The organism is Deefgea sp. CFH1-16 (assembly GCF_016881365.1).
Classification (GTDB): Bacteria; Pseudomonadota; Gammaproteobacteria; order Burkholderiales; family Chitinibacteraceae; genus Deefgea.
On the sequence record NZ_WLYT01000001.1, the window covers coordinates 2,222,388 to 2,244,617 of the forward strand.

The window sequence follows — 22,230 nt, forward strand, 5'->3', positions numbered from 1 at the left end:
TGAATGCGTTGGGCCATTCCGTTTGCTGAGGCACGTTGCCTGCCGATTCTGTGTATTATGGATTCTCAATTTTGCCGAAGGGGGCGTAATGCGTCTGAATGTGTTTACCGATTATTGCTTACGCACATTGATTTATGTGGCAGTCCAAGAAAGGGGGATTGTGACGCGCAGCGAGATCGCCCACGCTTATGGCATTTCGGATAATCACTTGATGAAAGTGGTTAATTTTTTATCTCGGCATGGTTTTTTTAGAAACCTTACGCGGTAAAGGCGGTGGTATGCGTTTGGCTGTGCCCGCAGAGCAAATTATGGTTGGACGCTTGGTGCGTTTAAGTGAGGCCGATAGTCCGATGGTGGAATGTTTTGATCCAACGCATTCAATGTGCAGTATCGATGGCATTTGTCGTTTGCGCGGCGTGTTGAGTGAAGCCATGGCCGCTTTTTATTCGGTACTGGATCGCTATTGTTTGGCGCAGTTGGTGCTCAATCCGGTTGAGCTTAATGCGGTATTTCATGTGGCCTTGCCTGAGCGGCATCGCCCAAGCTAAAAGGCACTGCTAAATCCATGGCGTTTGAAAACGATAAATTAAAGCCGCAGGGACAATTTGCGGCGTTGCGGCATTTATTTGTCGCGCGACCACGGCTGATGTTTTCGGTGGTCGCTGGCGTAATTATGTTTTTTTGCTTTGTCGGCTGATTTTTCGCTGCTAATGCGCTTTTTACTGGCTTGGAATACCTGTTCGTGGCTGTATTTGATTAGCTTATCGATTTTAATGTTTCGTGCGCCCGGCAAACATATTCGGGCGGTGGCAAAAGTACAAGATGAGAATGCCAAGCAGGTGCTAGCCTTTGTTTGCTTGGCGGCAGTGGCCAGTTTGGTGGCGATTGTCTTGGGTTTAGCGATGGATAATCAGCTTAAAGCTTGGTTTAAATATGCACCATTGCTATTGGCTTTTATGACTGTGGCGGGCTCTTGGTTATTAGTGCCGACGTCATTTGCGATTCACTATGCCCATCTGTATTACCAGCACCAAGGAAAAATCCCTTTATTGCTGTTTGCCGAGCAGCCTGCTGAACCGACGTACCCCGATTTTTTGTATTTCTCTTTTACCATCGCGGTGGCATCGCAAACTGCCGATGTCGGCGTAGGTAGTGGCGCAATGCGGCGTTTGGTGTTGTTGCAGTCGATTCTATCGTTTATTTTCAATATGATAATTTTGGGATTATCAGTCAATATTGGGGCGAGTTTGTTGGTCTAAGCCAGCACACGAGTATTACCCTCCTTTTCACGCCTTGCTTATTCTTTGTAGCCAGCTTTAACGTTGATGCTGCCAAGTCAAGATAAAAATCGAGATGTTTGTCAGTGCATCGCTTGGCGTGTTTTCGTGCGGCTTGCGTCAGCCTGTACTAGTATGAATCAATCTTAGCCAGTGCGATTCCCATGATAAAAAAGATCCCTGCTGAATACATCAAACCGGGTATGTATATCCATGATTTAAATGTGGATTGGATGAATCATCCCTTTGTGCGTAACCGATTTGTGATTCAAACCGATGAAGAAATCGCCAAAATTACGGCTACCGGTGTGCGTGAAATTTATATTGATACCGCGCTTGGCCTGGATATGTCAGATGCGCCGACAATAGAAGAAGTGAATGCTGAATTAGATGCGGACTTATTACGGATTGCCGAAGCACCACCGATGATTATCAAAGTTTCATACGAAGAAGAGATCGGCCGGGCGAATAAAATTCATCAGCAAGCGACCAATGCCGTTAAAACCGTCATGCGTGACGTGCGTATGGGCCAAGCGATTCAGATGGATGATGTGGCCAATGTGGTCGGCGATATTACCGAATCAGTATTAAGAAATAGCGGTGCTTTGGTTGGTTTATTAGCGATTAAAAATAAAGATGAATACACTTTCTTGCATTCGGTTAGTGTTTGCACCTTAATGGTGACTTTCGCGCAATCATTAGGTATGGATCGCAATTTAATTCGTTTGGCTGGCATTGGTGGTTTATTGCATGACACTGGAAAAATGAAAGTACCTAATGAAATTTTAAATAAACCTGGGCGTTTAACTGAAGCTGAGTTTGCCATTATGCGCAGTCATCCTGAGGAAGGATGGAGTATTTTGCGGCAAATCGATGGTATGGAGGCGATTCCGCTGGAAATTACTTTGCATCATCATGAACGGATGGATGGTACTGGCTATCCACATAAATTACCGGGTAATGAAATTAGCCAAATGGCGCAAATGGCCGCCGTGGTGGATGTGTATGACGCAATTACCTCAGACCGTTGTTATCACGTAGGGATGCCTGCGACGGAAGGGTTAAGAAAACTCTGGGAGTGGAGTAAATTTCATTTTAACCCTGAATTGGTACAAGCTTTTATGCGTACTGTTGGGATTTATCCAGTTGGCTCTTTAGTACGTTTAGAATCAGGTCGTTTGGGAATTGTGATTGAGCAAAATGAAGGCAGTTTATTGCAGCCAAAATTAAAAGTAATTTTTAGTGCTAAATCCAACACATATATCACGCCTATTATTGTTGATTTAGCCAGACCCATGGGTAAGGGTGGGGCGGATAAGATAGTGGGCCATGAAGACCCCGCCAAATGGCAGATCAACATCGCCCGTTTTTTATTGCCTTAAACTCACCATTTATAAATAGATTGAATAAGGCAATTCTTGCTTATTTTTTGGCTTAAATTGGATTATTTATCCATTGCCATTTGCGTTTTTTCTTTTGCCGAGAAAATTCTGTAGCGTAATTCGATGCCTTCTGGCACATAAACCACGACTGGCAATTTGGCATTATAGCGATAGAGTTTTTCTGAATAGACCGCCACAAAAGCTGATTTTTTAGCTTCTTTTGGGTTGCAAGCCATCATTGTGCTGATACCGCTTTTTACTTCTGGTAATACCCAATAATTATAACCCCAGCCTTGTACGGTTTCTTCTTTGAGCTCGCCGGCTAAACGAGTTTGATTGCAATCGACTTCCATCATTTTACCGGCCAATAATTGCACACGATAAAGTTCAGGATTTTTAACTTTAGGTAATTGAATCACTTTACGTACAAAGCCCGCTTCTGCGGCTGGGTAAGCTTGCAGAGGATCTGGGCTAGAAGCAAATGCAGTTGCGCAAGTAATAGCACTTAAAGCAATGATGGCGTTGTGAAGTTTCATTTTTTTGTCCTATCTGGGCTTGCACGAATTATGGATATCGACGTGCAAAAAGCTTTGATTAATAGCGGATTTATCCATATAAAAGTCAATGCAGCCAGCTGCAACTGACACAATTTGAAGCATCATAAGGAATCTATTTGCTGAAAAGTAGCAACTATTCACAGAGAGCTAATGAAGTGCGTCACTTTATTTTGAGTATTTATTAATTGCCGCTTGGATTTCGGCAATGGCTTTTTCAATATCATCTTCACTAATTTCTGGCGCGGTCATAAAACTTTGATCATCAATATGGGTGCTAATGGTATTGATGTCTAAATTTTGAGTCGAAACAAATGCTTCGGTATCGTCAAATTCAGTATTTTCATGCCAATTAATCGCCAGTGCCGTTAGGTTATCACTATGCGCGCCACCACGTAATTCAGCCCGATCCATCAGTTGTGGTACCGAGAATAAAACCGGGAATGAAGACAAAAAATGATTGATTTCTGCTGCGCTTAACGAGCCCCAAAAGCCATCGGTGCACAATAAAATCGCATCGCTATCATTGAGGCTGACTTTACCGCCAATGTCTATTTCTGGTAATAAACTACCGCCTAAACAATTGTAGATTTTGTTTTTTTCTGCGTGATATAGGGCTTCTTCTTCTTCAGTAATGATGCCGGCATCCACTAATTTTCTTACTTTGGAATGGTCTCTGGTTTGAGCAATGGTTTGGCCGTTGCGAATCAAATAAAAACGCGAATCGCCAACGTGCGCCCAATACACGATGCCATCTTGGATAATACAGGCCACAATTGTTGTACGTGGCACTTCAATCAGGTGATGGGTAATTGCGTAGTTATAAATGGCATCATGGCAGCGCAATAAAGCATCATGCAAAAACTCATTGGGATTATGAATAATTGGCGTGGCTTTTTTTTGGAATTGGTCGCTGAGTAATTCGACGGTGATTTGCGCCGCGACTTCTCCGTGTAAATGGCCACCCATACCATCGGCTACGACCAAGAGCAGTGCATCACGGCTATATGAATAGCCATAACGGTCCTGATTATATTGCCGGCCACCTTTGCGGCTTTCTTGGAACACGGTAAATTTCATGATTGATCTCCGCGTTTCGGGCGAATCAATTCGGTCCATTTTTCGCTTGATCATATGAATAAGGCTGCCTTTTTTACGCGGCACTGAGCCCGGCTCCAGCAGTAATTTTTGTATTTGCAATACGCTTTGTGGGCGTTTTTCATGGTCAATTTCAAGGCATTGATGAATAAGGGCTAATAATTCAGGCGAATAACGATCACCATAAGCTTGCTCTAAACGTTGTACTTTATCTTCTTTCTCTCGACCATCAGCCGGTTGTGGTGCGGTGCCGGCGATGCATGCAAACATCGATGCGCCAACGCCATAAATATCAGTCCAAGGACCTAATTGTTCTTTTTTGCGATATTGCTCGGGTGCAGCAAAGCCGGGGGTATACATTGGCGTAAGTCGTGATTGCTCAGCAGTCAACGATTGGCGAGCGGAGCCAAAATCGAGCAAAACCGGCGAGCCATCTTTACGAATATAAATATTGGCGGGTTTAATATCTAAGTGCAGTAATTTATTCAGGTGAACTTCACGCAAACCATTGAGTAAATTAAAAAACACACTGCGAATGAGTTTTTCATCAACGCCTTCACGTTCATGATTAATTTGAATCTCTTTTTGTAAAGTACGGCCGCGCTCATATTCCATCACCATATACACGGTGTCATTGGCACGGAAAAAATTCAGCACTCGGACAATATTCGGGTGCTGAATTCTGGCGAGTGTTTTGCCCTCTTCAAAAAAACATTTCAAACCATGCCGAAACAACGCGATATGTTCTTCGCTCACGGCTTGCACGGCGACCCCTTCTTTGCGCAGCGCTAAAGAATTGGGTAAATATTCTTTGATTGCGACCGGGTAGTCGTGCTCATCGTGGGCTAAATACACAATACTAAAGCCGCCAGCAGATAAAAGCTTGGCGATGGTGTAGTTCTGTAATTGGTATCCGCGCGCGAGCGGTTGATTGCTTGGGGTGGCCATGCTTAGTTTTGGTTATACTCTGAGTAAATAGTCTAGGGCCTGTTGATGTTTGGCATTCTGCCGCAGCTTACGCAATTTTCGCGGTGAATGTAGCGTCAATAGACCATTAGTGTCAGCCCTACCGTCGTAAGTGTAAAGCGGCGCGTATTAAAGAAGGAAGTTATATGATTTATAGCATGACTGGATATGCAAGTGCCCAAAGAGAATTGTCCCATGGGGTGTTATCGGTTGAGTTGCGCGCCGTCAATCATCGTTTTTTAGATCTAAGCCTAAGATTGCCTGAGGAATTCCGTGCTTTAGAGGGCGCAATTCGTGAGAAGCTCAGTGGGCGTCTTAACCGTGGCAAATTAGAATGCCGTTTAAATTTTAATGTTCGTGAAGCGGCTAATACGCAGTTGCGCTTAAACAACGCTTTAGTCGCAGAGTTGCTGCGTTTAGCCGATCAAGTCAAAGAGCATCAAGCGAGCGCGGGCGATTTACGTATGGCCGATATTTTACGCTGGCCCGGTGTGATTGAATCGGATGCATTGCCAACCGAGCTATTGCAAGCGACTGCGCTTGAAGTGCTGGATGTGTGGCTTTGGTTGACTTCTTAGCCAGTCGTGCTCGCGAAGGCAGTAAGTTGGCGGCGATTTTATTAGAGCGTGTCGACGCGATGGACGCCTTGATTGCTGGCGTAAAACCATTATTGCCGCAAATTATCTCTGATTATGAAGCCAAGCTGACTTTACGTTTTGTTGAGGCCATAGGCTGTGGCGACGACGACCGAGTTCGCCAAGAAATGGTGATCTTTGCGCAAAAAGTGGACATTCTGGAAGAAATTGATCGCCTGCAAACGCATATCGCAGAATTGCGTCGAATTTTGCAAAAAGGCGGTAATGCCGGTAAGCGTTTAGATTTCTTGATGCAAGAGCTTAACCGTGAAGCCAATACATTAGGCTCGAAATCGGTTTCGGTTGAAACCACCAAAGTGGCGATGGAACTGAAAGTCTTGATCGAACAAATGCGCGAACAAGTACAGAACATTGAGTAGTGTTTTTTGACGTGTCATGACAGAGCATTTTTTCCCCTCTAAGCCCAGCAAATGCTGGGTTTTTTGTTTCTTGATGTGTCACGCCATGCGGCGTAATCTCACGTTTAGCTTGTACCCAAACATGTACCCAAACATGTACCCAAACATGTACCCAAAGCCAATTTTGGGTACAAGCTTTGGGTACAAGGTGTTTTCATACAGGGGTGGGGTATAGGGTTATGACTAAGTTTACGGATGTTGGATTAAGGCGCTGATTACGGGCGATATTCGCTTTGAAGGACGTGCTGACTCGATTGTTGCCGGCTTAGTTTTGAGTTTTAGTAAGAATGACAAAGTGCCGCGTTGGTTGTTTCGATATTCTTTTGCTGGGACACCACGAAAAATGGTCATCGGTAACTATGGGAATATGAGTTTGTCAGAAGCTAGAGCTCGGGCGCGTGAGCTGGCCGCGCACGTGCAGCTTGGCTATGACGTACAAGGTGAAAAAGACGCACGTATTGTCGAGGCTGTCGCAGCCATTGAGGCCGAACGCGCTTCGATTACGGTCAATGAGCTGGCTGAGGAATATTTAAACCGTGAAATCATCGGGCGCGTTAAACATCCAAATATCCCGATCAATCAATATGAAAAAAAATATCCGCCCATTTATCGGCGCATTAAAAATCGAGGCGGTCACGTCTTTGCATGTGGATGACATTCTTGAAGCCGTCCGCAAACGTGGAGCGCCCAGTATTGCGAATAAAGCATTGCGGATGCTGCAAAACATATTCGATTACGCCATACGCCGCCGCATGATTGCGGTAAATCCAGCCGCTGCATTTCGCACTAAAGACGCTGGCGGTGAATTAACTGCTAGAGATAGGGCGCTGTCGCGTACCGAGTTGGCCTTGTTGTTTGCCGCCATGAAGCAGGCCAAGGGCTTTAGTGTGCAAAATGAATTAACCATCAAGCTGCTGCTGGTGCTGTGCTGTCGCAAGATGGAGCTGTGTGCGGCGCAATGGGATGAATTTGATTTGGAAGCGGCAATTTGGCACATGCGCGACGACGATGTGAAAACAGGGAAGGGCTTAGACGTGCCTTTGCCACCGTGTGCTGTGGAATGGTTGCGCGAGTTGAAGCGCCTGTCTGGTGCAAGTCCGTATATTTTGCCTGCAAGAAAGATGCAGCACCGTGGATTACCGCATATTTGCGAAGGCACGATCGGTACGGCAATGGGTAAGCTCAAGCCGCACATGCCCGATGTGGAGGCCTTTACCGTGCATGATCTACGCCGCACTGCGCGTACTCAATTGGCTGCGCTGGGCGTGGACGTAATCACTGCCGAGCGATGCCTGAATCACAAAATCAAAGGCGTACACGGCACGTATGATCGGCATGATTACTTTGATGAGCGCAAAGCTGCGCTAATTAAGTGAGCGGACTTAATGCGAGAGCTGGAACAGGGCGGGAATGACAAAGTGGTGAACCTAAAAGACAAAAAGCGTAAAGCCGCTTAATCGAGTTTGCCGCGCCTATCTCGACGGAGAGAAAACGGGTAGCCCTGGGCCTGCTGGCGCGGCAATCAATTACAGGGATTGCGCCGAAGGGGGGCGTAATATGAGCATGAATGATTATTCATGGCTAAATAACGTAATGTACGACTCATTACAGAAAAGTTCACATTACATGACTGGTCAAGAGCATTAGCATTTAGAGCTGAATTATTAAGCGACAATAATTCGCGCTGGATGAGTCATAATCCGACAGGCCAAGGAAGAAATCCTGATGAAGTGGCGGCGCATGTTATCGACACTATTAACGGTCTACCCCCTCACCAAGCAGCCCTTATTCGTGCAGCCTTTACAGGGAGGCCGATACACATTGATAAGTTAGCTGAAACAATCCCAGAGCTAATGCCTTGCAAGCATGATGGTTGTATTGCGCTGCCATTTGAATATCGACAGAATTGCGTGTTGCAATGGACTGGTGCAATTCAACAAATCAACTTTAGAGCCGCAGGCAAAACCTATTGGCCGAATCATAGTCACATGAAAGCTGCGCGATTGTACTGGCGATTACGTGATAATTTGCTAGACCCTTGGTTGAGCGAAGCATTGGCAACACTAGCGGTGAATCATCAATCCTTGATCGAAATGCAGCCAGCCCAGCCCAGCAAGCCAAAATATAAAAGTGCCTCAAATCAATTATCGAGAGCGCAAATAAAGCTAATCTCAGTTCTGGCAGCTAAAGAAATCAGCAATGAAGTAATTGCTAAAATAATTGCTTTAATTCCAGATTTGGTGAGTAACGAAAAATCGGGTAAACAGTAAAACGAAGGAATTGCATAATGGTTGGCAGCTCAAAATTAGAAGAGTTATTAACGCAGCAAGAACTTGAGTCGCTGAACGGCGTATATTTTGCTGAGCTAGATGAACGTCCCTATCTCACATTTGAAGGGGTACGCGAAGCAAGCCGCGAACGAATGAGAAAGCGAAGGCGAGAGGCTATTGAAAAGTATGAAAGTGAAAGGCTACAAGATTTGCCAACAAGCACAGAATAATCGCCCATGGTGGTTTTTTTGTTGGCGCGAGATATTTGCAATTAAGCTAAAATTAACCTCGAATAGTGGGTGTCGCGCCGTGGGTTGTACCCAAGCTTGTACCCAGTGATAAATATGCATTTACAGAGCCTAGCTAGAATGCGGGTTTGAGTGTGATACTTAGTAATCAAGTTCATATCGAATAAACTATTGCGACTTGTTTGCTGGTTGTAGAGGATTTAAATATGGTCAAAGGTAATTTGCTGGTGGTGACAGCACCATCAGGTGCAGGAAAAACGACTTTGGTGGCAGCTTTGCTTGCTGCCGATAACCAAGTTCAACTCTCGATTTCGTTTACCACTCGCCCACCACGCGACGGCGAAGTGAATGGTAAGGATTACCACTTTGTCGATCGCGCCGAATTTGAGCGAATGATTGCGGCGGGTGAGCTGTTGGAATTTGCCGAGGTGTATGGCAATTATTACGGCACTTCGCAGCTGTGGATTAATGAAGTCATGGCCAATGGCCGGGATATTTTATTGGAAATCGATTGCCAAGGCGCCGAGCAAGTGCGTCGTTTATTCCCCGCGGCCATCGGCATCTTTATCTTGCCGCCTAGCTTGGCAACTTTGGAAAGTCGGCTGCGTGGTCGTGGCAAAGACAGCGATGAAGTGATCGCGCGCCGTTTGGCGGTCGCCAAAGAAGAGGTCAATCATGTCGATGAGTTTGATTTTGTGATTGTGAATGAGCATATCGATGATGCGATTCGTGACATCATTGCCGTGGTGCGTACACAGCGATTGACCTTAGCGCGTCAATCCGAGCGCCATACCGCCTTGATTTCAAGCTTAAAAGGCTAATTTTCGCAGTAAGTGATATAATATGCGGTTTCGCCCATCCACGGGCTAGCCGCACTCGGAGATAAACCCTATGGCACGTGTAACTATTGAAGATTGCCTTGATCGCATTCCTAATCGTTTTGACCTGACTTTGGCGGCTGCATTTCGTGCGCGCCAAATCGAAAACGGTTCAACCCCACAAGTAGAAAACAACGGCCGTGAAAAACCAACTGTGTTGGCATTGCGCGAAATGTCGGCAGGTTTGGTCGGTGTTGATATTCTGACTCGTACTCGTTCTTAATTGTAAACGATGCAGAATCTCTCTCTCACTTCAGCGGATGTACCGGCGTTAATTGATGCACCGGAAGTGATTGAGGAGGCGAGCCGGTTTTTAAATGAAAAAACGGCTTACCTCAAAAATGAAGACCGAGAGATGTTGTTCTCGGCTTTTTTGTTTGCTGAGGCGGCGCATCGTGGTCAGATGCGTCAGTCTGGTGAACCTTATATTTCGCATCCCTTAGCTGTAGCCGGCATTCTCACGCTATGGAAACTGGACGCACAAGCTTTAGCTGCGGCTTTATTACATGATGTGATGGAAGACAGCGGTGTGACTAAGCTCGAATTAACTGAGCGCTACGGCAAAGCCGTTGCTGAGCTGGTTGATGGTATGAGCAAGATCGACAAGCTGGAATTTCAAAGCCGCGAAGAAGCTCAAGCTGAAAATTTCCGTAAAATGCTCTTGGCCATGGCGCGCGATTTACGCGTGATGCTGATTAAGCTGGCGGATCGTTTGCATAATATGCGCACGATGGATTCGATGCGGGCGGATAAGCAAAAACGCATTGCCCGCGAAACCATGGAAATTTACGCGCCGATTGCCAATCGCATTGGTTTAAATGGTGTTTATCAAGAGCTAGATGATTTAGCGTTTAAATACATTCATCCGCGTCGATATTATGTTTTATCCAAAGCATTAAAAGCAGCGCGCGGCAATCGCCGAGAAGTGCTGCAAAAAATCCTCGATTCAATTCAAGCCAAATTACAGACTCAGCAAATTGATGCGGTTGTTACCGGTCGAGAAAAAAACTTATTTTCGATTTATCGCAAAATGCAAGAAAAGCATCTGAGCTTTTCTGAAGTCTTGGATATTTATGCGTTTCGAGTCATCGTTAAAGACGTTGCCCATTGCTATCTGACTTTAGGTGCTTTGCACGCCTTATTTAAGCCGATTCCGGGTAAGTTTAAAGATTACATTGCCATTGCTAAAACCAATGGTTATCAAAGTTTGCACACGACCTTATTTGGCCCTTACGGTACACCGATTGAGGTGCAAATCCGCACCAATGAAATGCATCGCATTGCCGATGCGGGTGTTGCCAGCCACTGGATGTATAAAAGCGGTGATGAAGGCTTTTCTGAAGTTCAGCAAAAAACCCATCAATGGCTGCAGTCTTTACTTGAGCTGCAATCTGAAAGTGGCGATGCGGTTGAGTTTCTTGAGCACATCAAAGTCGATTTATTCCCTGATCAAGTGTATGTGTTTACGCCAAAAGGCACGATTTTAAGTCTGCCCAATGGCTCGACCTGCGTAGACTTTGCCTATGCCGTGCATACTGATATTGGCAACCGCTGTATTGCTGCCAAGGTTAATCACGAGCTCGTGCCACTGCGTAATAAGCTTAAAAATTTGGCGATCACGTCGAAATCGTCATGGCGGCACATGCCAAACCCAATCCAAGCTGGCTGGCGTTTGTCACCACCGGTAAAGCGCGCTCACAAATTCGGCATTTCTTGCGCACCATGCGCTTTGATGAATCGGTGCATTTGGGCGAGCGCTTGCTCAATCAAGCTTTTTCCGCCTTGCATCAACCTTTGCAAGTCAGTGATGACGTGTGGGAAAAATATCTGCGCGAAAGTGGCGAAAAATCGCGTGATTCGGTACTGGCTGATGTGGGCTTAGGGCAAAAATTAGGCGTGGTGGTCGCTAAGCGCTTATTGCAATTAGCTGGCACTTGGTCGGAAGACGGACGCCAAGGTAAAAAACCAATGTCGGTGTCGATTCGTGGTACCGAAGGCATGGCAATTCAATTTGCCCGCTGTTGCAATCCGATTCCTGGCGATCCGATTTTAGGCTTTGTGAAAAAAGACCAAGGTTTGGTGGTGCATACGCATGATTGCCCACAAGTTTCTAAAGGCCGCATCGACGCTGAAAAATTGATTGATGTCGATTGGGATCCTGAAGTTGCTCGAATGTTTGATGTGCCGGTGAAAGTATTAGCAGAGAATGAGCGCGGTACTTTGGCAGCATTGGCGGCAGCTATTGCCGATGCCGATGCTGATATTTCGGCGGTGACGATGGGCGATATGGTCGATTCACATGAGCGCTATTTGAGCGTGCAATTTACGCTGCAGGTGAGTAATCGCTTACATTTAGCGCGGGTGTTAAAGAGTTTACGCAGCTTGCCGACGGTGTATCGTTTACAGCGGGTGCGCGCGCTGTAGCTAAAACAGCGCAAGCAAAATTAAGCATTCCCCTCGATCGAGGCGAATGCTTTTTTATTTCAGTAAGCGCAAATTGAATGGCAGGCGATACGGCTGCGCTTTGCTGGCGTTGACCACCCCTAAAATGCAAAAAATCAAATGGCAAATTGCCACCACCGGCAAGATTAAAAAACCGATCAAAACAAACATCAGTACCCAGCCTACGGCGTAGCCCAGCATGGTGGTGATCGACCAATTGAGTGCTTCTTTGGCTTGATCTGTTACTGCGGCATCGTCTTGTTTGACTAAATAAATAATCAAAGACGGGATAAAACCAAAAAATAAAGTGCCAAGCCAGATTAGCAAAATAATATTTTGGCTTTCGTGACTGGGTGTTGGGTTGATTTCGATTTCATTCATAACAACTCCTTGTTCGTGCTTCGGGTGACGCATTCAATTGATAAGCATACTACAAACTTACTAATCCTTGGTGCGTTAGTCAAAATTCACCATCCAACGTCGTTCTTCGGCCAAGCGCGCACAAATTTAACCCAGATTGACAGCTGCAATGCGGGTTAGAGCTGCGCGGCGTCAAAAAAACACCCAGTTAGCATGATAAACTGACGATCTCTTTGCCTCGGGGGCTGATTTCATGATTCAAATTTCAATCAATGGAGAAGCGAAAACTTTTCCTGCTGCGCTCAATGTCACTGAGTTAGTGGTGGCTTTAGATTTGCTCGATAAGCGGATTGCGATTGAGCGCAATGGTGAAATCATTGCAAAAAGCCAATATACGGCGACCATGCTGGCCGATGGGGATGTGCTAGAAATGGTGGTTGCTGTGGGTGGTGGTTGAGGTATAAGCCTGTAGGTATTATTTAATATGGTCCACAGAAAGATACCACTAAAAAATTCGTACCACCCATAGCCCGCTTTGGTGTTGAGCGCAAAATAATTCATTGCTACGCAGGGAGTTTACTATGTCAGATGTGTTTCAAATTGCCGGTAAAACGTATCAGTCACGCTTGATTGTTGGCACAGGTAAATATAAAGATTTCCAAGAAACGCGTGCCGCCGTGGATGAGTCGGGCGCAGAGATTGTCACTGTAGCGATTCGCCGCGTCAATATTGGCCAAGATGCCAGTCAGCCGTCGTTATTAGAGGCTCTGCCACCATCGCAATACACTTACTTACCCAATACTGCCGGTTGCTACAATAGTGAAGACGCAGTGCGTACTTTGCGTTTGGCGCGTGAATTGCTCGATGGCCATAAATTAGTCAAGCTCGAAGTCTTGGGTGACCCCAATACGCTGTATCCCAATGTGCGTGAAACCTTAAAAGCGGCAGAAATCTTGGTTGCTGATGGTTTTGATGTGATGGTGTATACCTCGGATGACCCGATTATTGCCAAAGAACTCGAACAAATTGGTTGTTGCGCGATTATGCCGTTAGCGTCTTTAATTGGCTCGGGCATGGGGATTATTAATCCATGGAATCTGCGCCTGATTATTGATTCGGCCAAAGTGCCGGTGTTGATCGACGCCGGTGTTGGTACGGCCTCGGATGCGGCGATTGCGATGGAGCTCGGTTGCGATGGGATTTTGATGAATACCGCCATTGCCGGTGCGCGCGACCCAATTCGGATGGCCAGAGCGATGAAATTGGCGGTCCAAGCCGGTCGCGATGCCTTTTTGGCGGGCCGTGTTTCCGCGCAAACTGTATAGCGCTGATCCATCAAGCCCAGTGACCGGGATGATTGCTGCTGCGAAATAAAAATTAGAGAACAAGCTGTTCTGAAATTTTGAGTAATCAGGGTATTGCCTTGCTGCTATCGCTAATCGTATGCTGCAAGCCAATACCCTTTTTTTATTTGAGATGCATATGTGCTTAATTCGCTACGCTAATTTAGATGATCTGGATGCTCTGGCTGCCGTTTTTGATGCTTACCGAGTGTTTTATCAAATGCCCAGTGATCTGGCTCTCGCGCGGCAATTTTTAGGTGAGCGCTTGGCTTTGGGTGAGTCGGTGATTTTGCTCGCCGAAGGTGATTCTGGTGCGGTGCAGGGTTTTATCCAACTTTATCCTTTGTTTAGTTCATCGCTATGCCAGCGCATTTTATTACTCAATGATTTATACGTGATTGAAGCGGCGCGCGGGCAGGGCGTTGCACGTCAGTTAATGCAAAAAGCTGCAGCACATGCCAAAGCTGTTGGTGCGGCGCGACTTGAACTCTCTACCGCGCACAGCAATACCCGAGCGCAAGCATTGTATGAATCATTGGCGTATCAACTTGATCGTGAATTTCGTAATTATTCCTTGGCCGTTTGAGCCTTGAAACGTGGGTAAAGCTTGGTGAAATCGGCCAGTCGTTTTACCATACGCGTATTCAATAAAAATGCCGCTGCTAAACCGATGCTGCGGCATTTTTTATCCGGTAAAGCATAAGGAAATAGCATGGAAAACGAACAAAATCCCGCAGTTGACAGCGAAGACAATGCGCTCAAACAACGCCGTATTCGTAGCTTTGTTTTACGCCAAGGTCATTTGTCGAGCGGCCAAGCGCGAGCTTTAGAAGAATTTGGTCCGCAATTTTGTATTGATTACAGCCCCAATGCGCTGGATTTAGACCAAGTCTTTGGTCGTAAAGCGCCGCGCGTTTTAGAGATCGGTTTTGGCATGGGCACGGCAACGGCAGAGATTGCGGCGCAGCGCCCAGAGACCGATTTTTTAGGCGTAGAAGTGCATACGCCAGGCGTGGGTAGCTTATTAAAATTGATGGGTGAGCAGTCATTAAGTAATTTGCGCATCGTGCAACACGATGCCGTTGAAGTATTAGAAAACATGCTGCCAGTGGATAGTTTGGCTGGCGCGCATATTTTCTTTCCTGATCCATGGCATAAATCGCGCCACAATAAGCGCCGCTTAATTAAGCCTGAATTTGTTGCACAATTGGTCTCGCGGATTCAATCGGGTGGCTATTTGCATTTGGCAACCGATTGGGAAGATTATGCGATGCAAATGTTGGCGGTGTTAAGTGCTGAACCAACATTAGAGAATACTGCGACCAGTCCAACAGGCTTTGCTGAGCGTCCTGAATACCGCCCGCTGACTAAGTTTGAAAACCGCGGCATTAAATTAGGCCATGGTGTTTGGGATTTAGTGTTTAAGAAAAAATAAGCTTGGGGCGATTACGCTTTAGAAAAGTCATTTTCCGCCGATATAAAAGAACTAGCGCCTGTCGCTAGGCTTGCTAGAGTTAATCATATTGTATGGGCGGGAGCGTAATATGCACCAATTAAAACTGATTCTTGTCTTGCTGGTGACCGTGTTCGGTCTAACAGCTTGCGCTAGCTCGGGAAAAATAGCGGGCGACGACATGCCTCCTGCGGTTTTACCCACTAAAGTGACCGCAGTGGGACATGGCGCAATGCCGCTTGGCGAGGGTTTGAGCCAAGCGCAGCGACACTTATTGGCGATGCGAGCTGCTAAGCTCGATGCGTATCGATCATTAGCGGAAACCGTTGCTGGCATTAAAATTGTCGGTAGCAGCACCGTTTCTGCAATGGCGCTGACGAGCGATAGTTATAAAGCCTATGTTGAGGCTTATCTACGTGGCGCTAAAATCGTCAGTATTACGCCATTGCCGGATGGTGCTTTTGAAACCATTTTAGAATTAACGCTTGGTGGTGATTTTTATCGCGCCGCGCCACCAGTGAAAGAGGCTGTTGTCGCACCGCCAGCAGCGCATACCCCCGCTGCACTAACGCCAATGCCCGCAGTGCCGCAACCCTTAGCAGCGCAAATTTCACCGACTCAAAATTACTACCTCTCCTTGTGAAAAAATTGATTGTTTTTTGCCTGTTATGCCAAATGGCATGGGCCGCTGAATTTGAAGGAATTGCGCCGGTCGGTTTAGATGGGCTGGCTGCGGCGCGAACATTGGCGGTGCAAGACGCGCTAGAAAATGCCGCGCTGTTTAATGGCGCGCAAGTGACGAGTTTAAGCGTCAAACAACAAGGGCAATGGGGCGAAACGACCAAAGTGAGCGGTACGCCGCAAGGTGATTATCAGCTGCTGCGAGAGTGGCAAAGCAATGGCTTTATCCACGTTGTTGTCAATATTGCGCCACCTGCTGCGCCAGTGAGTAAAGCCAATACGCCCACTCAGCGTCCAGCCAATACCGCCCGTTGTGATTTAGATGATTTACGCCGTAAGGTGCTGATTTCGTATTTTTGGATTGAGCATCCGGCACAAACGCAAGATTTAGATCGGTTTCCCGAAGGAATTCAAATCGAGCTGGTTCGCCAGTTGTACGACAGCCAACAGTTTTTACCGCAACGCGCACCGGGCGTGGCGGTGTTTGATGTGTTGCCGCAATTTGTCGATCCTTTATTGCAACCTGAACGAGTACGTGCCTTGGCGCAGCAATATTCAGTGCAATTTATCGTTGGCGGCATTGTGCGCGATACCTCAATGCTCGGCGAGCGCTACACCCTGGCCTACGGCTCTGACCTTCGCCCGTATGAAAAAAAATCAGTGGCGAGCTTACCGATTCTCAATTTTGCCCAAGTTGGCGTTAAAGCCGTGCCTGCCGCACGTCGCTTTGATTTAGATTTATTTGTCTTTGATGGTGTATCGGGAGCGCTAGTTAATCGGCACCGAATTGCTGGTAAAGCCAATGGCGAAGTGGTGCAAGATCTGGGTAGTGCTTTGGGTACCGCAGGTTTTGCTGCGACTGATTATGGCCGGTTGGTGAACGATAAACTGAAAGAAGCCAGTCGCTTAGTGGCACAAGATTTAAGCTGTATTCCGTTTTCGGCCAAGATTACGCGGGTTGAAAAAAACTCGGTGTATATCGATGCAGGCTATACATCTAATTTGCGGCCTGGCGATACCCTGCAGGTTTATCGTATTTCACCGACGGCAATGCCGGTTGATTCGGCAAATTTTGCGCCGACAACGCGTTTAGGTATGCCAGAACAAAAAGGCGGCACATTCACGGTGCAACAAGTGCAGCCTTTATTTGCGATGGGAAGGATCGACGGCTTGAAAGTGGAGCCGGGTGATTATGTTCGTTTTGTTGGATCGGAGCGAAATAATGATTAAGAAAACACTACTAATATTTTTGATGCCCACCGTGCTGTGGGCCAATGAGCCAGCGCATAAAGCTGAAACCAAACCGATTAAGGCCGCTGAATCGCATGCGCCGGCGGGCGCTGAAAAACCGGCGGAAAAATCGCGTCATGCGGCACCTCAGCAAATGAGTTCGCCGATTAAAATCGCTCAACCCGAAGGCGGGCATGCTGCCGAGCCTGCCGCCGCCCCTGAAGTGATGCCGGTCAAACCGCCGCCGGTAGTGCGATATGTTGCGCCACAATATACCGCGCCTACAGTGCATCGGCCGGTGGTTCGCTCTAAAGCGCCGGGGGCGCATGGTGCGGCAAAATCCAAAACACACGCCAAGTCGAGCACTCATGCTAAATCGTATCGGGCAACACCGGGTTTTGTGCGGGTATTGCCGGCATCGCAAATTCCAAGCTATGCCATTTTGCCGCCAGCTAAAGGAATGAGTTCGGCGACAAAAAATCGCCCAGCTTGGGGACAAGAAGTTGAGGCGACTAAAGTGCCAGAGCCTGAAATGCCGGTGCCGGGACGCAAATTAGCAGCACCGCAATTTTATACGGAGAAAAACTCCGAACTGCGCTGGCAATATTATAGTTACCCTTAATTTGAGCCATGATTGGATGAGCAAAAAAGCAGCGTTTTTACGCTGTTTTTTTTTTTGTTGTATTTTTAGCTTGATTAATTCAGATTGAATTTCGATTGATGCAGTCGCTGTAGCAGTGTATTAAACTCGACGCTGAATTTATCGCAGTGCTGGTGTTTAATTGAGGGGGTGCAATGTTACGCAATCGACTGCAGCGTTTTAAATTATTTAAAAAAATAAGTTCATTGGTTGCACCCATTGATCAGCGTATTGATTTTGATAAGCAAGCATTGTCTGTATTAGAATCGCATTTTGCCAGCGATCAAGATGAATATCTAACCCAATTTAGAATTAAATATGCATTAGATGAATTGATTGAATCAGCATCAACAGATACCGTGCGTTTACAGCGCGTGATGCATTGGGTACATCATCTTTGGCAGCACAATGGCCAAAACACCCCTAGCCAAAATGATGCGATGACGATTGTTGAAGAGGCCGCGCAAGGGCAACAGTTTCGCTGCGTTGAATATGCCATCGTTTTAGCAACAGCCTTGGCAGCCTTGGGTTTCCCAGCCAGAATACTGAGTTTGATGACGCAGAATGTTGAGCATAAACGCTCAGGTGCCGGTCATGTGGTCACGGAAGTGTATTTACATGATTTAGCCAAATGGGTGATGGCAGACGCACAATGGAATATTATGCCAATGCTCAATCAGCAAGCGGCGAATGCGCTGGAACTCACGCAGGCGATTTATCAAGGAGATGATAATTTGAGTTTGCAGTCAACGACGGTAATTAAACCTAAATATTATTTAAAATGGATTAAACCGTATTTGTATTACTTTACTACGCGTTTAGAGCATCGCTATGATTTTAATGCGAATGCAACGCAAATTCGCTTAATGCCAATTGGCGCGAAAACGCCTAAAGTATTTCAAAGAAAATATCCTATTTCTGCCGCAACAATGACGCATATTTTGGCAGATTTTTATCCAGATAAAGATCGAATTAAAATAATTTAGTTTGGTTGTAAATAAAAAGGCATAAACCTAAAAGTTTATGCCTTTTTATTTCAATGTTTGCATTACAGTGTTCTGTTTATGGCCTCAAAGGCGAGTCATCAAACTTTTGCATGAACACTCATTTGCATTTGTTTTCGCGTAATACCGAACCACTAAATTGCGCGCTGAGTTTAGCCAGTTTATCGCTTTGCTGCAAATTGAGGTTTTTAAAGCTAAAGCTCGCTTGTTTTAGGGTATCGTCTTTTTCGCGCACCACGGCTGATTTGACGCCAAGGGCTTTGAGCTCAGCCAAATGGCGCTCGCCTGCTTCACGATGACTAAATACCCCAAGTGAAATCGAATTTTGCCAACGACCGCCATTGTTGACGACAAAATAATCCGTGACGCCCATTTCGGCCAGTTGCGCGGCTTTTTGTTTGGCGATTTCTAATGTGGCCTGCGGCGGCATATACACCCAAACCTTACTCGATTCGCCACTGGCGGTTTCGCTGGCGTTTAAGCTTAGGTTTTGAATTTTAGTGCGGGCATTGTCGATTTGATCGCCAGTAATCCCAGCCCAGCGCCAGCAACGGCCAATCTCGGCCACCGGCGTTGGCGTTGGTTTGCTGGTTGGGGTTGGCTTCGCAGTTGCAGTTGCAGTTGCAGTTGCAGTTGCAGTTGCAGTTGCAGTTGCAGTCGCCAGCGGTGCGCTCGTCGTCACAGGCTCACTGGCGACGTTAACCGCAGTGGCTTGGCCTAATTGCCCGGTGACGACTTTCACTGCGCTGGCATTTTTTTCGCGCTGACTGAGCTCAATAGAAGACGCTGGCGTTTCGAGTTGAGAAAAACCATAGACCGCTAAATTGGCAATAACGAGTGTAATAAACAGCCATTTCATGGGCTTAATGTTCCTGCGTCTGCAGTGAGTAAAGCGGCTAAACCGTCGAGCACCAGATTATCCACCGCAATCGCCTTGGCGTTAAGTAAAGTTTGTAAATAGGCGGCATCGCCACCGAAAACAATCACTTGCTCGATAGGATGACCATGGGCGAGTGCGGCGCTGAGTGCTTGCTCGATGGAACCGATGATGGCCCGAACACAACCGGTTTCGATGGCGTCTAGTGTTGATTGGGGAAAGGCTTGCAGTGTGCCGTTCGCATGCGGCAAGCGGGCGGTGGCTTGATGTAGCGCCGATTTCATTAGCCCAAGGCCCGGGGCGATGCTGCCGCCTAAATAATCGCCATTGGCCAGTAGGGTATCGATGACAATGGCGGTGCCCGCCGAAATAACCAAGAGGTTTTGCTGTGGAAAGTGCTGGCGAGCGCCTAAAATGGCCGCCCAGCGATCAGGGCCTTGCTCGTGAAGCTGTGGATAGTGATTCACAATGCCTAGCGCATGGCGAGTGACTTGCAGCCATTGTGGTCGCACTTGCCAGTGCTGGCTAAAGAGTTGATCGATTTGCTGTTGTAAATCAGCGCCGCCGACTGCGCCAGCCTAAAATTTGCGCGCCAGCGGGTAAGTTGGCGCATTGTTGCCAAAGCTCGCTGCTGGTATGGGCAACGCCGCTGCGGCCTGATGGGCTGTGTCGCCATTTGATTCGGCTATTGCCTAAATCAAGTAATAAATAGGGCGCTTGGCACATTATGTAGCCCGCCTTAAGCTCACATCGCCGGTATGAATCAAGCATTCACCATCGGGGGTATTGAGCCGCAGAGAACCATCAGTGCTTAGTCCTGCAAAATACCCTGTTTTTATTTGCCCATTCGGGGCAATGGCATTGAGTAATTCAGTGGGCCATGCATGAAGTGCTTCCCATTGCGGACGTATCGACGAAAAACCGCTTTGGGCAAATTGGCTGAGCGTGGTTTCTAATTTATTGATTAATCTCGCCAGTAATTCATTACGCCCGCAATTTAAGCCTGCCGGCACTAAGCTGGCGGCCACTTGATCGAGTTGGTTTTGCGCTTGAGCGGGTAGGGCGATATTGAGCCCGATGCCAATCACCACGTGCGAAGGGCCAAGGGCATCGCCTTGCATTTCAATTAAAATACCGCCCACTTTGGCCCATTGTTGGCGATCAAGTTGCAGTAATAAATCATTTGGCCATTTTAGCCCGATTGCCGTGACGCCTGCTTGGCGCAGCACGCTAGCTACCGCAACGCCAACGGCCAGAGGTAGACCTGCCAATTGCGCCGAGCCACCATCAAAGCGCCACGCTAAAGAAAATAATAAACTGCCACCGAGCACGCCCATCCACGGGCGACCTAAACGCCCTCGGCCGCCATCTTGCCATTCGGTGACCAGTAATTTGCCATGCTGTGGATCAAGCAATAATTGTCGATTGGTTGAACCTAGGGTATTGCTCACAAGAACATTGGCGACGCTACTGGACTGCAAATACCCCTGGATTAGGGCTTGGTCTAGCCAATCAATCGGCTGTTCAAGGCGGTAGCCAACTCCGTGGCGACGTATTAGGTTAACGCCGTAGGCTTTCGGCTTTGGCTAGCCCCAGTGAGACACTCGCACGGGAAATAGCCAGGCGTTGGGCAATCTCGGCACCCGAGGTGAAATCGTGCGCATTAAGCTCGCGCAGAAGGCTGATGGTATCGTGCATGGGGCGATTTTACTGCAGATTGGCGCTAGCGTGCGCGTAGATCGACGCGGTAGGCGCGCAAGTTGGCGATTGAGTTCAACATTGTGGCGATGGATGTTGGATTTGCCGCTATGGGCAAACCCAACGTGAGTCGAGCTTAGTTCGTTGGTGCCGCAATCTTCGCCGGTTCACTACCACCCATGGTTTCAATGGTGTGGTTTTGATTGGTATAGATACAGATATTACCGGCAATTTCGAGGGCTTTTTTCACCACAACTTCAGGTGATAAATCGGTGTTTTGCAATAATGCGGTCGCCGCCGCTTGCGCAAATGCGCCACCGGAACCAATAGCGGCAATGCCTTCTTCGGGCTCAAGCACATCGCCATTACCGGTAATGACCACCAAGGTCGCCGTTGGGTCTGCCACAATCAGCATGGCTTCGAGTCGACGTAGCATCCGATCGGTACGCCAGTCTTTAGCCAACTCAACCGCCGCGCGGGTTAAATGGCCCTGGTGTTTTTCTAATTTGGCTTCAAAGCGTTCAAACAACGTAAAGGCGTCCGCCGTGCCACCGGCAAAGCCGACAATCACTTGGTCGTGATACAGCTTGCGCACCTTTCTGGCTGTGCCCTTAATGACGACATTGCCCAAAGTGACTTGGCCATCGCCGCCAACGGCCACGTGTTTGCCACGACGTACTGAGACGATTGTTGTGCCGTCAAATTGTTCCATGCTGAACTCCTGTTTTTAAATAAATTTGGGTTCTAGATGGCATCAGTTGGATGAAAAGCAAGC

At 47.3% G+C, this 22,230-nt stretch carries 29 protein-coding genes and 2 pseudogenes; 23 read left to right on the forward strand and 8 right to left on the reverse strand.

The window, feature by feature from the left end; genetic code table 11:
• Positions 1-88 precede the first annotated feature (88 nt).
• From GKO28_RS20040 to GKO28_RS12160, 5 genes are all read left to right on the forward strand, one after another.
• Positions 89-268 (forward strand): Rrf2 family transcriptional regulator, encoded by a 180-nt coding sequence (locus GKO28_RS20040; RefSeq protein ID WP_247646524.1) that lies wholly within the window; start codon positions 89-91, stop codon positions 266-268.
• Between the two features lie 10 nt (positions 269-278).
• Positions 279-548 carry an Rrf2 family transcriptional regulator gene (locus tag GKO28_RS20045; RefSeq protein ID WP_247646525.1) on the forward strand — a complete coding sequence of 90 codons (270 nt, stop codon included), beginning with the start codon at positions 279-281 and terminating at the stop codon, positions 546-548.
• 17 nt (positions 549-565) lie between these two features.
• Positions 566-697: a hypothetical protein gene (locus tag GKO28_RS21570; protein ID WP_282099297.1), complete on the forward strand. Its 132-nt coding sequence runs from the start codon at positions 566-568 to the stop codon at positions 695-697.
• A gap of 13 nt (positions 698-710) precedes the next feature.
• Positions 711-1,259: a DUF1345 domain-containing protein gene (locus tag GKO28_RS12155; protein ID WP_203564134.1), complete on the forward strand. Its 549-nt coding sequence runs from the start codon at positions 711-713 to the stop codon at positions 1,257-1,259.
• A 182-nt stretch (positions 1,260-1,441) separates the two neighbouring features.
• Positions 1,442-2,659, forward strand: coding sequence for an HD-GYP domain-containing protein (locus GKO28_RS12160; protein WP_182076425.1), 1,218 nt, complete (start codon positions 1,442-1,444; stop codon positions 2,657-2,659).
• 62 nt (positions 2,660-2,721) lie between these two features.
• Here GKO28_RS12160 and eco read toward each other — a convergent pair whose 3' ends face one another.
• The gene (eco, locus tag GKO28_RS12165; RefSeq protein ID WP_173533292.1) at positions 2,722-3,195 is read right to left on the reverse strand and encodes a serine protease inhibitor ecotin; all 474 of its coding nucleotides are present in this window, start codon (positions 3,193-3,195) and stop codon (positions 2,722-2,724) included.
• Between the two features lie 186 nt (positions 3,196-3,381).
• A complete protein-coding gene (locus GKO28_RS20050) occupies positions 3,382-5,259 on the reverse strand; it encodes a protein kinase (RefSeq protein WP_247646526.1) in 1,878 nt (625 codons plus the stop codon).
• Between the two features lie 164 nt (positions 5,260-5,423).
• Here GKO28_RS20050 and GKO28_RS22300 point away from each other — a divergent pair, with 164 nt between their 5' ends.
• The 10 genes and pseudogenes from GKO28_RS22300 to GKO28_RS22315 all read left to right on the forward strand — a co-directional run bounded on the left by GKO28_RS22300 (position 5,424) and on the right by GKO28_RS22315 (position 12,151).
• Complete coding sequence (locus tag GKO28_RS22300; RefSeq protein ID WP_307839004.1) at positions 5,424-5,855, forward strand: YicC/YloC family endoribonuclease; 432 nt, start codon at positions 5,424-5,426, stop codon at positions 5,853-5,855.
• Positions 5,840-6,292, forward strand: coding sequence for an endoribonuclease YicC domain-containing protein (locus GKO28_RS22305; protein WP_307839005.1), 453 nt, complete (start codon positions 5,840-5,842; stop codon positions 6,290-6,292). The genes GKO28_RS22300 and GKO28_RS22305 overlap by 16 nt, the downstream gene beginning before the upstream one ends.
• Before the next feature lie 310 nt (positions 6,293-6,602).
• Positions 6,603-6,986, forward strand: a complete 384-nt coding sequence (locus tag GKO28_RS20055) for an integrase arm-type DNA-binding domain-containing protein (RefSeq protein ID WP_247646527.1) — start codon at positions 6,603-6,605, stop codon at positions 6,984-6,986.
• Positions 6,916-7,707, forward strand: a complete 792-nt coding sequence (locus tag GKO28_RS12185; RefSeq protein ID WP_247646528.1) for a site-specific integrase — start codon at positions 6,916-6,918, stop codon at positions 7,705-7,707. Before GKO28_RS20055 ends, GKO28_RS12185 begins: the two co-directional genes overlap by 71 nt.
• 312 nt (positions 7,708-8,019) lie before the next feature.
• Positions 8,020-8,601 carry a hypothetical protein gene (locus GKO28_RS12190; RefSeq protein WP_182076426.1) on the forward strand — a complete coding sequence of 194 codons (582 nt, stop codon included), beginning with the start codon at positions 8,020-8,022 and terminating at the stop codon, positions 8,599-8,601.
• A 17-nt stretch (positions 8,602-8,618) separates the two neighbouring features.
• On the forward strand, positions 8,619-8,831 hold the full coding sequence (locus tag GKO28_RS12195; RefSeq protein ID WP_182076427.1) for a hypothetical protein: 213 nt from the start codon (positions 8,619-8,621) through the stop codon (positions 8,829-8,831).
• Positions 8,832-9,055: 224 nt separating this feature from the next.
• On the forward strand, positions 9,056-9,670 hold the full coding sequence (gmk, locus tag GKO28_RS12200) for a guanylate kinase (protein WP_182076428.1): 615 nt from the start codon (positions 9,056-9,058) through the stop codon (positions 9,668-9,670).
• A gap of 70 nt (positions 9,671-9,740) precedes the next feature.
• Positions 9,741-9,950, forward strand: a complete 210-nt coding sequence (gene rpoZ, locus GKO28_RS12205; protein WP_173533297.1) for a DNA-directed RNA polymerase subunit omega — start codon at positions 9,741-9,743, stop codon at positions 9,948-9,950.
• A 180-nt stretch (positions 9,951-10,130) separates the two neighbouring features.
• Positions 10,131-11,279, forward strand: a pseudogene (locus tag GKO28_RS22310) (bifunctional (p)ppGpp synthetase/guanosine-3',5'-bis(diphosphate) 3'-pyrophosphohydrolase); the annotation flags it as partial.
• A 170-nt stretch (positions 11,280-11,449) separates the two neighbouring features.
• Positions 11,450-12,151, forward strand: coding sequence for an ACT domain-containing protein (locus GKO28_RS22315; RefSeq protein ID WP_247646529.1), 702 nt, complete (start codon positions 11,450-11,452; stop codon positions 12,149-12,151).
• A gap of 54 nt (positions 12,152-12,205) precedes the next feature.
• Here GKO28_RS22315 and GKO28_RS12215 read toward each other — a convergent pair whose 3' ends face one another.
• The gene (locus GKO28_RS12215; protein WP_182076429.1) at positions 12,206-12,550 is read right to left on the reverse strand and encodes a DUF4870 domain-containing protein; all 345 of its coding nucleotides are present in this window, start codon (positions 12,548-12,550) and stop codon (positions 12,206-12,208) included.
• A 232-nt stretch (positions 12,551-12,782) separates the two neighbouring features.
• Between GKO28_RS12215 and thiS the strand changes: the two genes are divergently transcribed.
• The 8 genes and pseudogenes from thiS (at position 12,783) to GKO28_RS12255 (ending at position 18,862) form a co-directional block, all read left to right on the forward strand.
• Entirely contained in the window at positions 12,783-12,986 is a 204-nt protein-coding gene (gene thiS, locus GKO28_RS12220) for a sulfur carrier protein ThiS (protein WP_182076430.1), read from the forward strand.
• Between the two features lie 124 nt (positions 12,987-13,110).
• Positions 13,111-13,903 (forward strand): annotated as a pseudogene (locus GKO28_RS12225) (thiazole synthase).
• Between the two features lie 108 nt (positions 13,904-14,011).
• Entirely contained in the window at positions 14,012-14,458 is a 447-nt protein-coding gene (locus GKO28_RS12230; protein WP_182077476.1) for a GNAT family N-acetyltransferase, read from the forward strand.
• Positions 14,459-14,584: 126 nt separating this feature from the next.
• Positions 14,585-15,307 (forward strand): tRNA (guanosine(46)-N7)-methyltransferase TrmB, encoded by a 723-nt coding sequence (gene trmB, locus GKO28_RS12235; protein WP_182076431.1) that lies wholly within the window; start codon positions 14,585-14,587, stop codon positions 15,305-15,307.
• A gap of 109 nt (positions 15,308-15,416) precedes the next feature.
• Complete coding sequence (locus GKO28_RS12240; RefSeq protein ID WP_182076432.1) at positions 15,417-15,968, forward strand: LPP20 family lipoprotein; 552 nt, start codon at positions 15,417-15,419, stop codon at positions 15,966-15,968.
• Between the two features lie 32 nt (positions 15,969-16,000).
• Complete coding sequence (locus tag GKO28_RS12245; protein WP_182076433.1) at positions 16,001-17,236, forward strand: flagellar assembly protein T N-terminal domain-containing protein; 1,236 nt, start codon at positions 16,001-16,003, stop codon at positions 17,234-17,236.
• Entirely contained in the window at positions 17,229-17,858 is a 630-nt protein-coding gene (locus GKO28_RS12250) for a hypothetical protein (protein ID WP_182076434.1), read from the forward strand. The genes GKO28_RS12245 and GKO28_RS12250 overlap by 8 nt, the downstream gene beginning before the upstream one ends.
• Positions 17,859-18,031: 173 nt before the next feature.
• On the forward strand, positions 18,032-18,862 hold the full coding sequence (locus tag GKO28_RS12255; protein ID WP_182076435.1) for a transglutaminase family protein: 831 nt from the start codon (positions 18,032-18,034) through the stop codon (positions 18,860-18,862).
• Between the two features lie 118 nt (positions 18,863-18,980).
• Here GKO28_RS12255 and GKO28_RS12260 read toward each other — a convergent pair whose 3' ends face one another.
• The 5 genes from GKO28_RS12260 to hslV all read right to left on the reverse strand — a co-directional run bounded on the left by GKO28_RS12260 (position 18,981) and on the right by hslV (position 22,167).
• The gene (locus tag GKO28_RS12260) at positions 18,981-19,739 is read right to left on the reverse strand and encodes an SPOR domain-containing protein (RefSeq protein ID WP_182076436.1); all 759 of its coding nucleotides are present in this window, start codon (positions 19,737-19,739) and stop codon (positions 18,981-18,983) included.
• On the reverse strand, positions 19,736-20,299 hold the full coding sequence (locus tag GKO28_RS12265; RefSeq protein ID WP_307839104.1) for a type III pantothenate kinase: 564 nt from the start codon (positions 20,297-20,299) through the stop codon (positions 19,736-19,738). Before GKO28_RS12265 ends, GKO28_RS12260 begins: the two co-directional genes overlap by 4 nt.
• 13 nt (positions 20,300-20,312) lie before the next feature.
• Positions 20,313-20,483: a hypothetical protein gene (locus GKO28_RS12270; RefSeq protein WP_182076438.1), complete on the reverse strand. Its 171-nt coding sequence runs from the start codon at positions 20,481-20,483 to the stop codon at positions 20,313-20,315.
• Positions 20,483-21,238, reverse strand: coding sequence for a biotin--[acetyl-CoA-carboxylase] ligase (locus GKO28_RS12275; protein ID WP_203564135.1), 756 nt, complete (start codon positions 21,236-21,238; stop codon positions 20,483-20,485). Before GKO28_RS12275 ends, GKO28_RS12270 begins: the two co-directional genes overlap by 1 nt.
• 353 nt (positions 21,239-21,591) lie before the next feature.
• Positions 21,592-22,167, reverse strand: coding sequence for an ATP-dependent protease subunit HslV (gene hslV / locus GKO28_RS12285; RefSeq protein WP_182076441.1), 576 nt, complete (start codon positions 22,165-22,167; stop codon positions 21,592-21,594).
• Positions 22,168-22,230 lie beyond the last annotated feature (63 nt).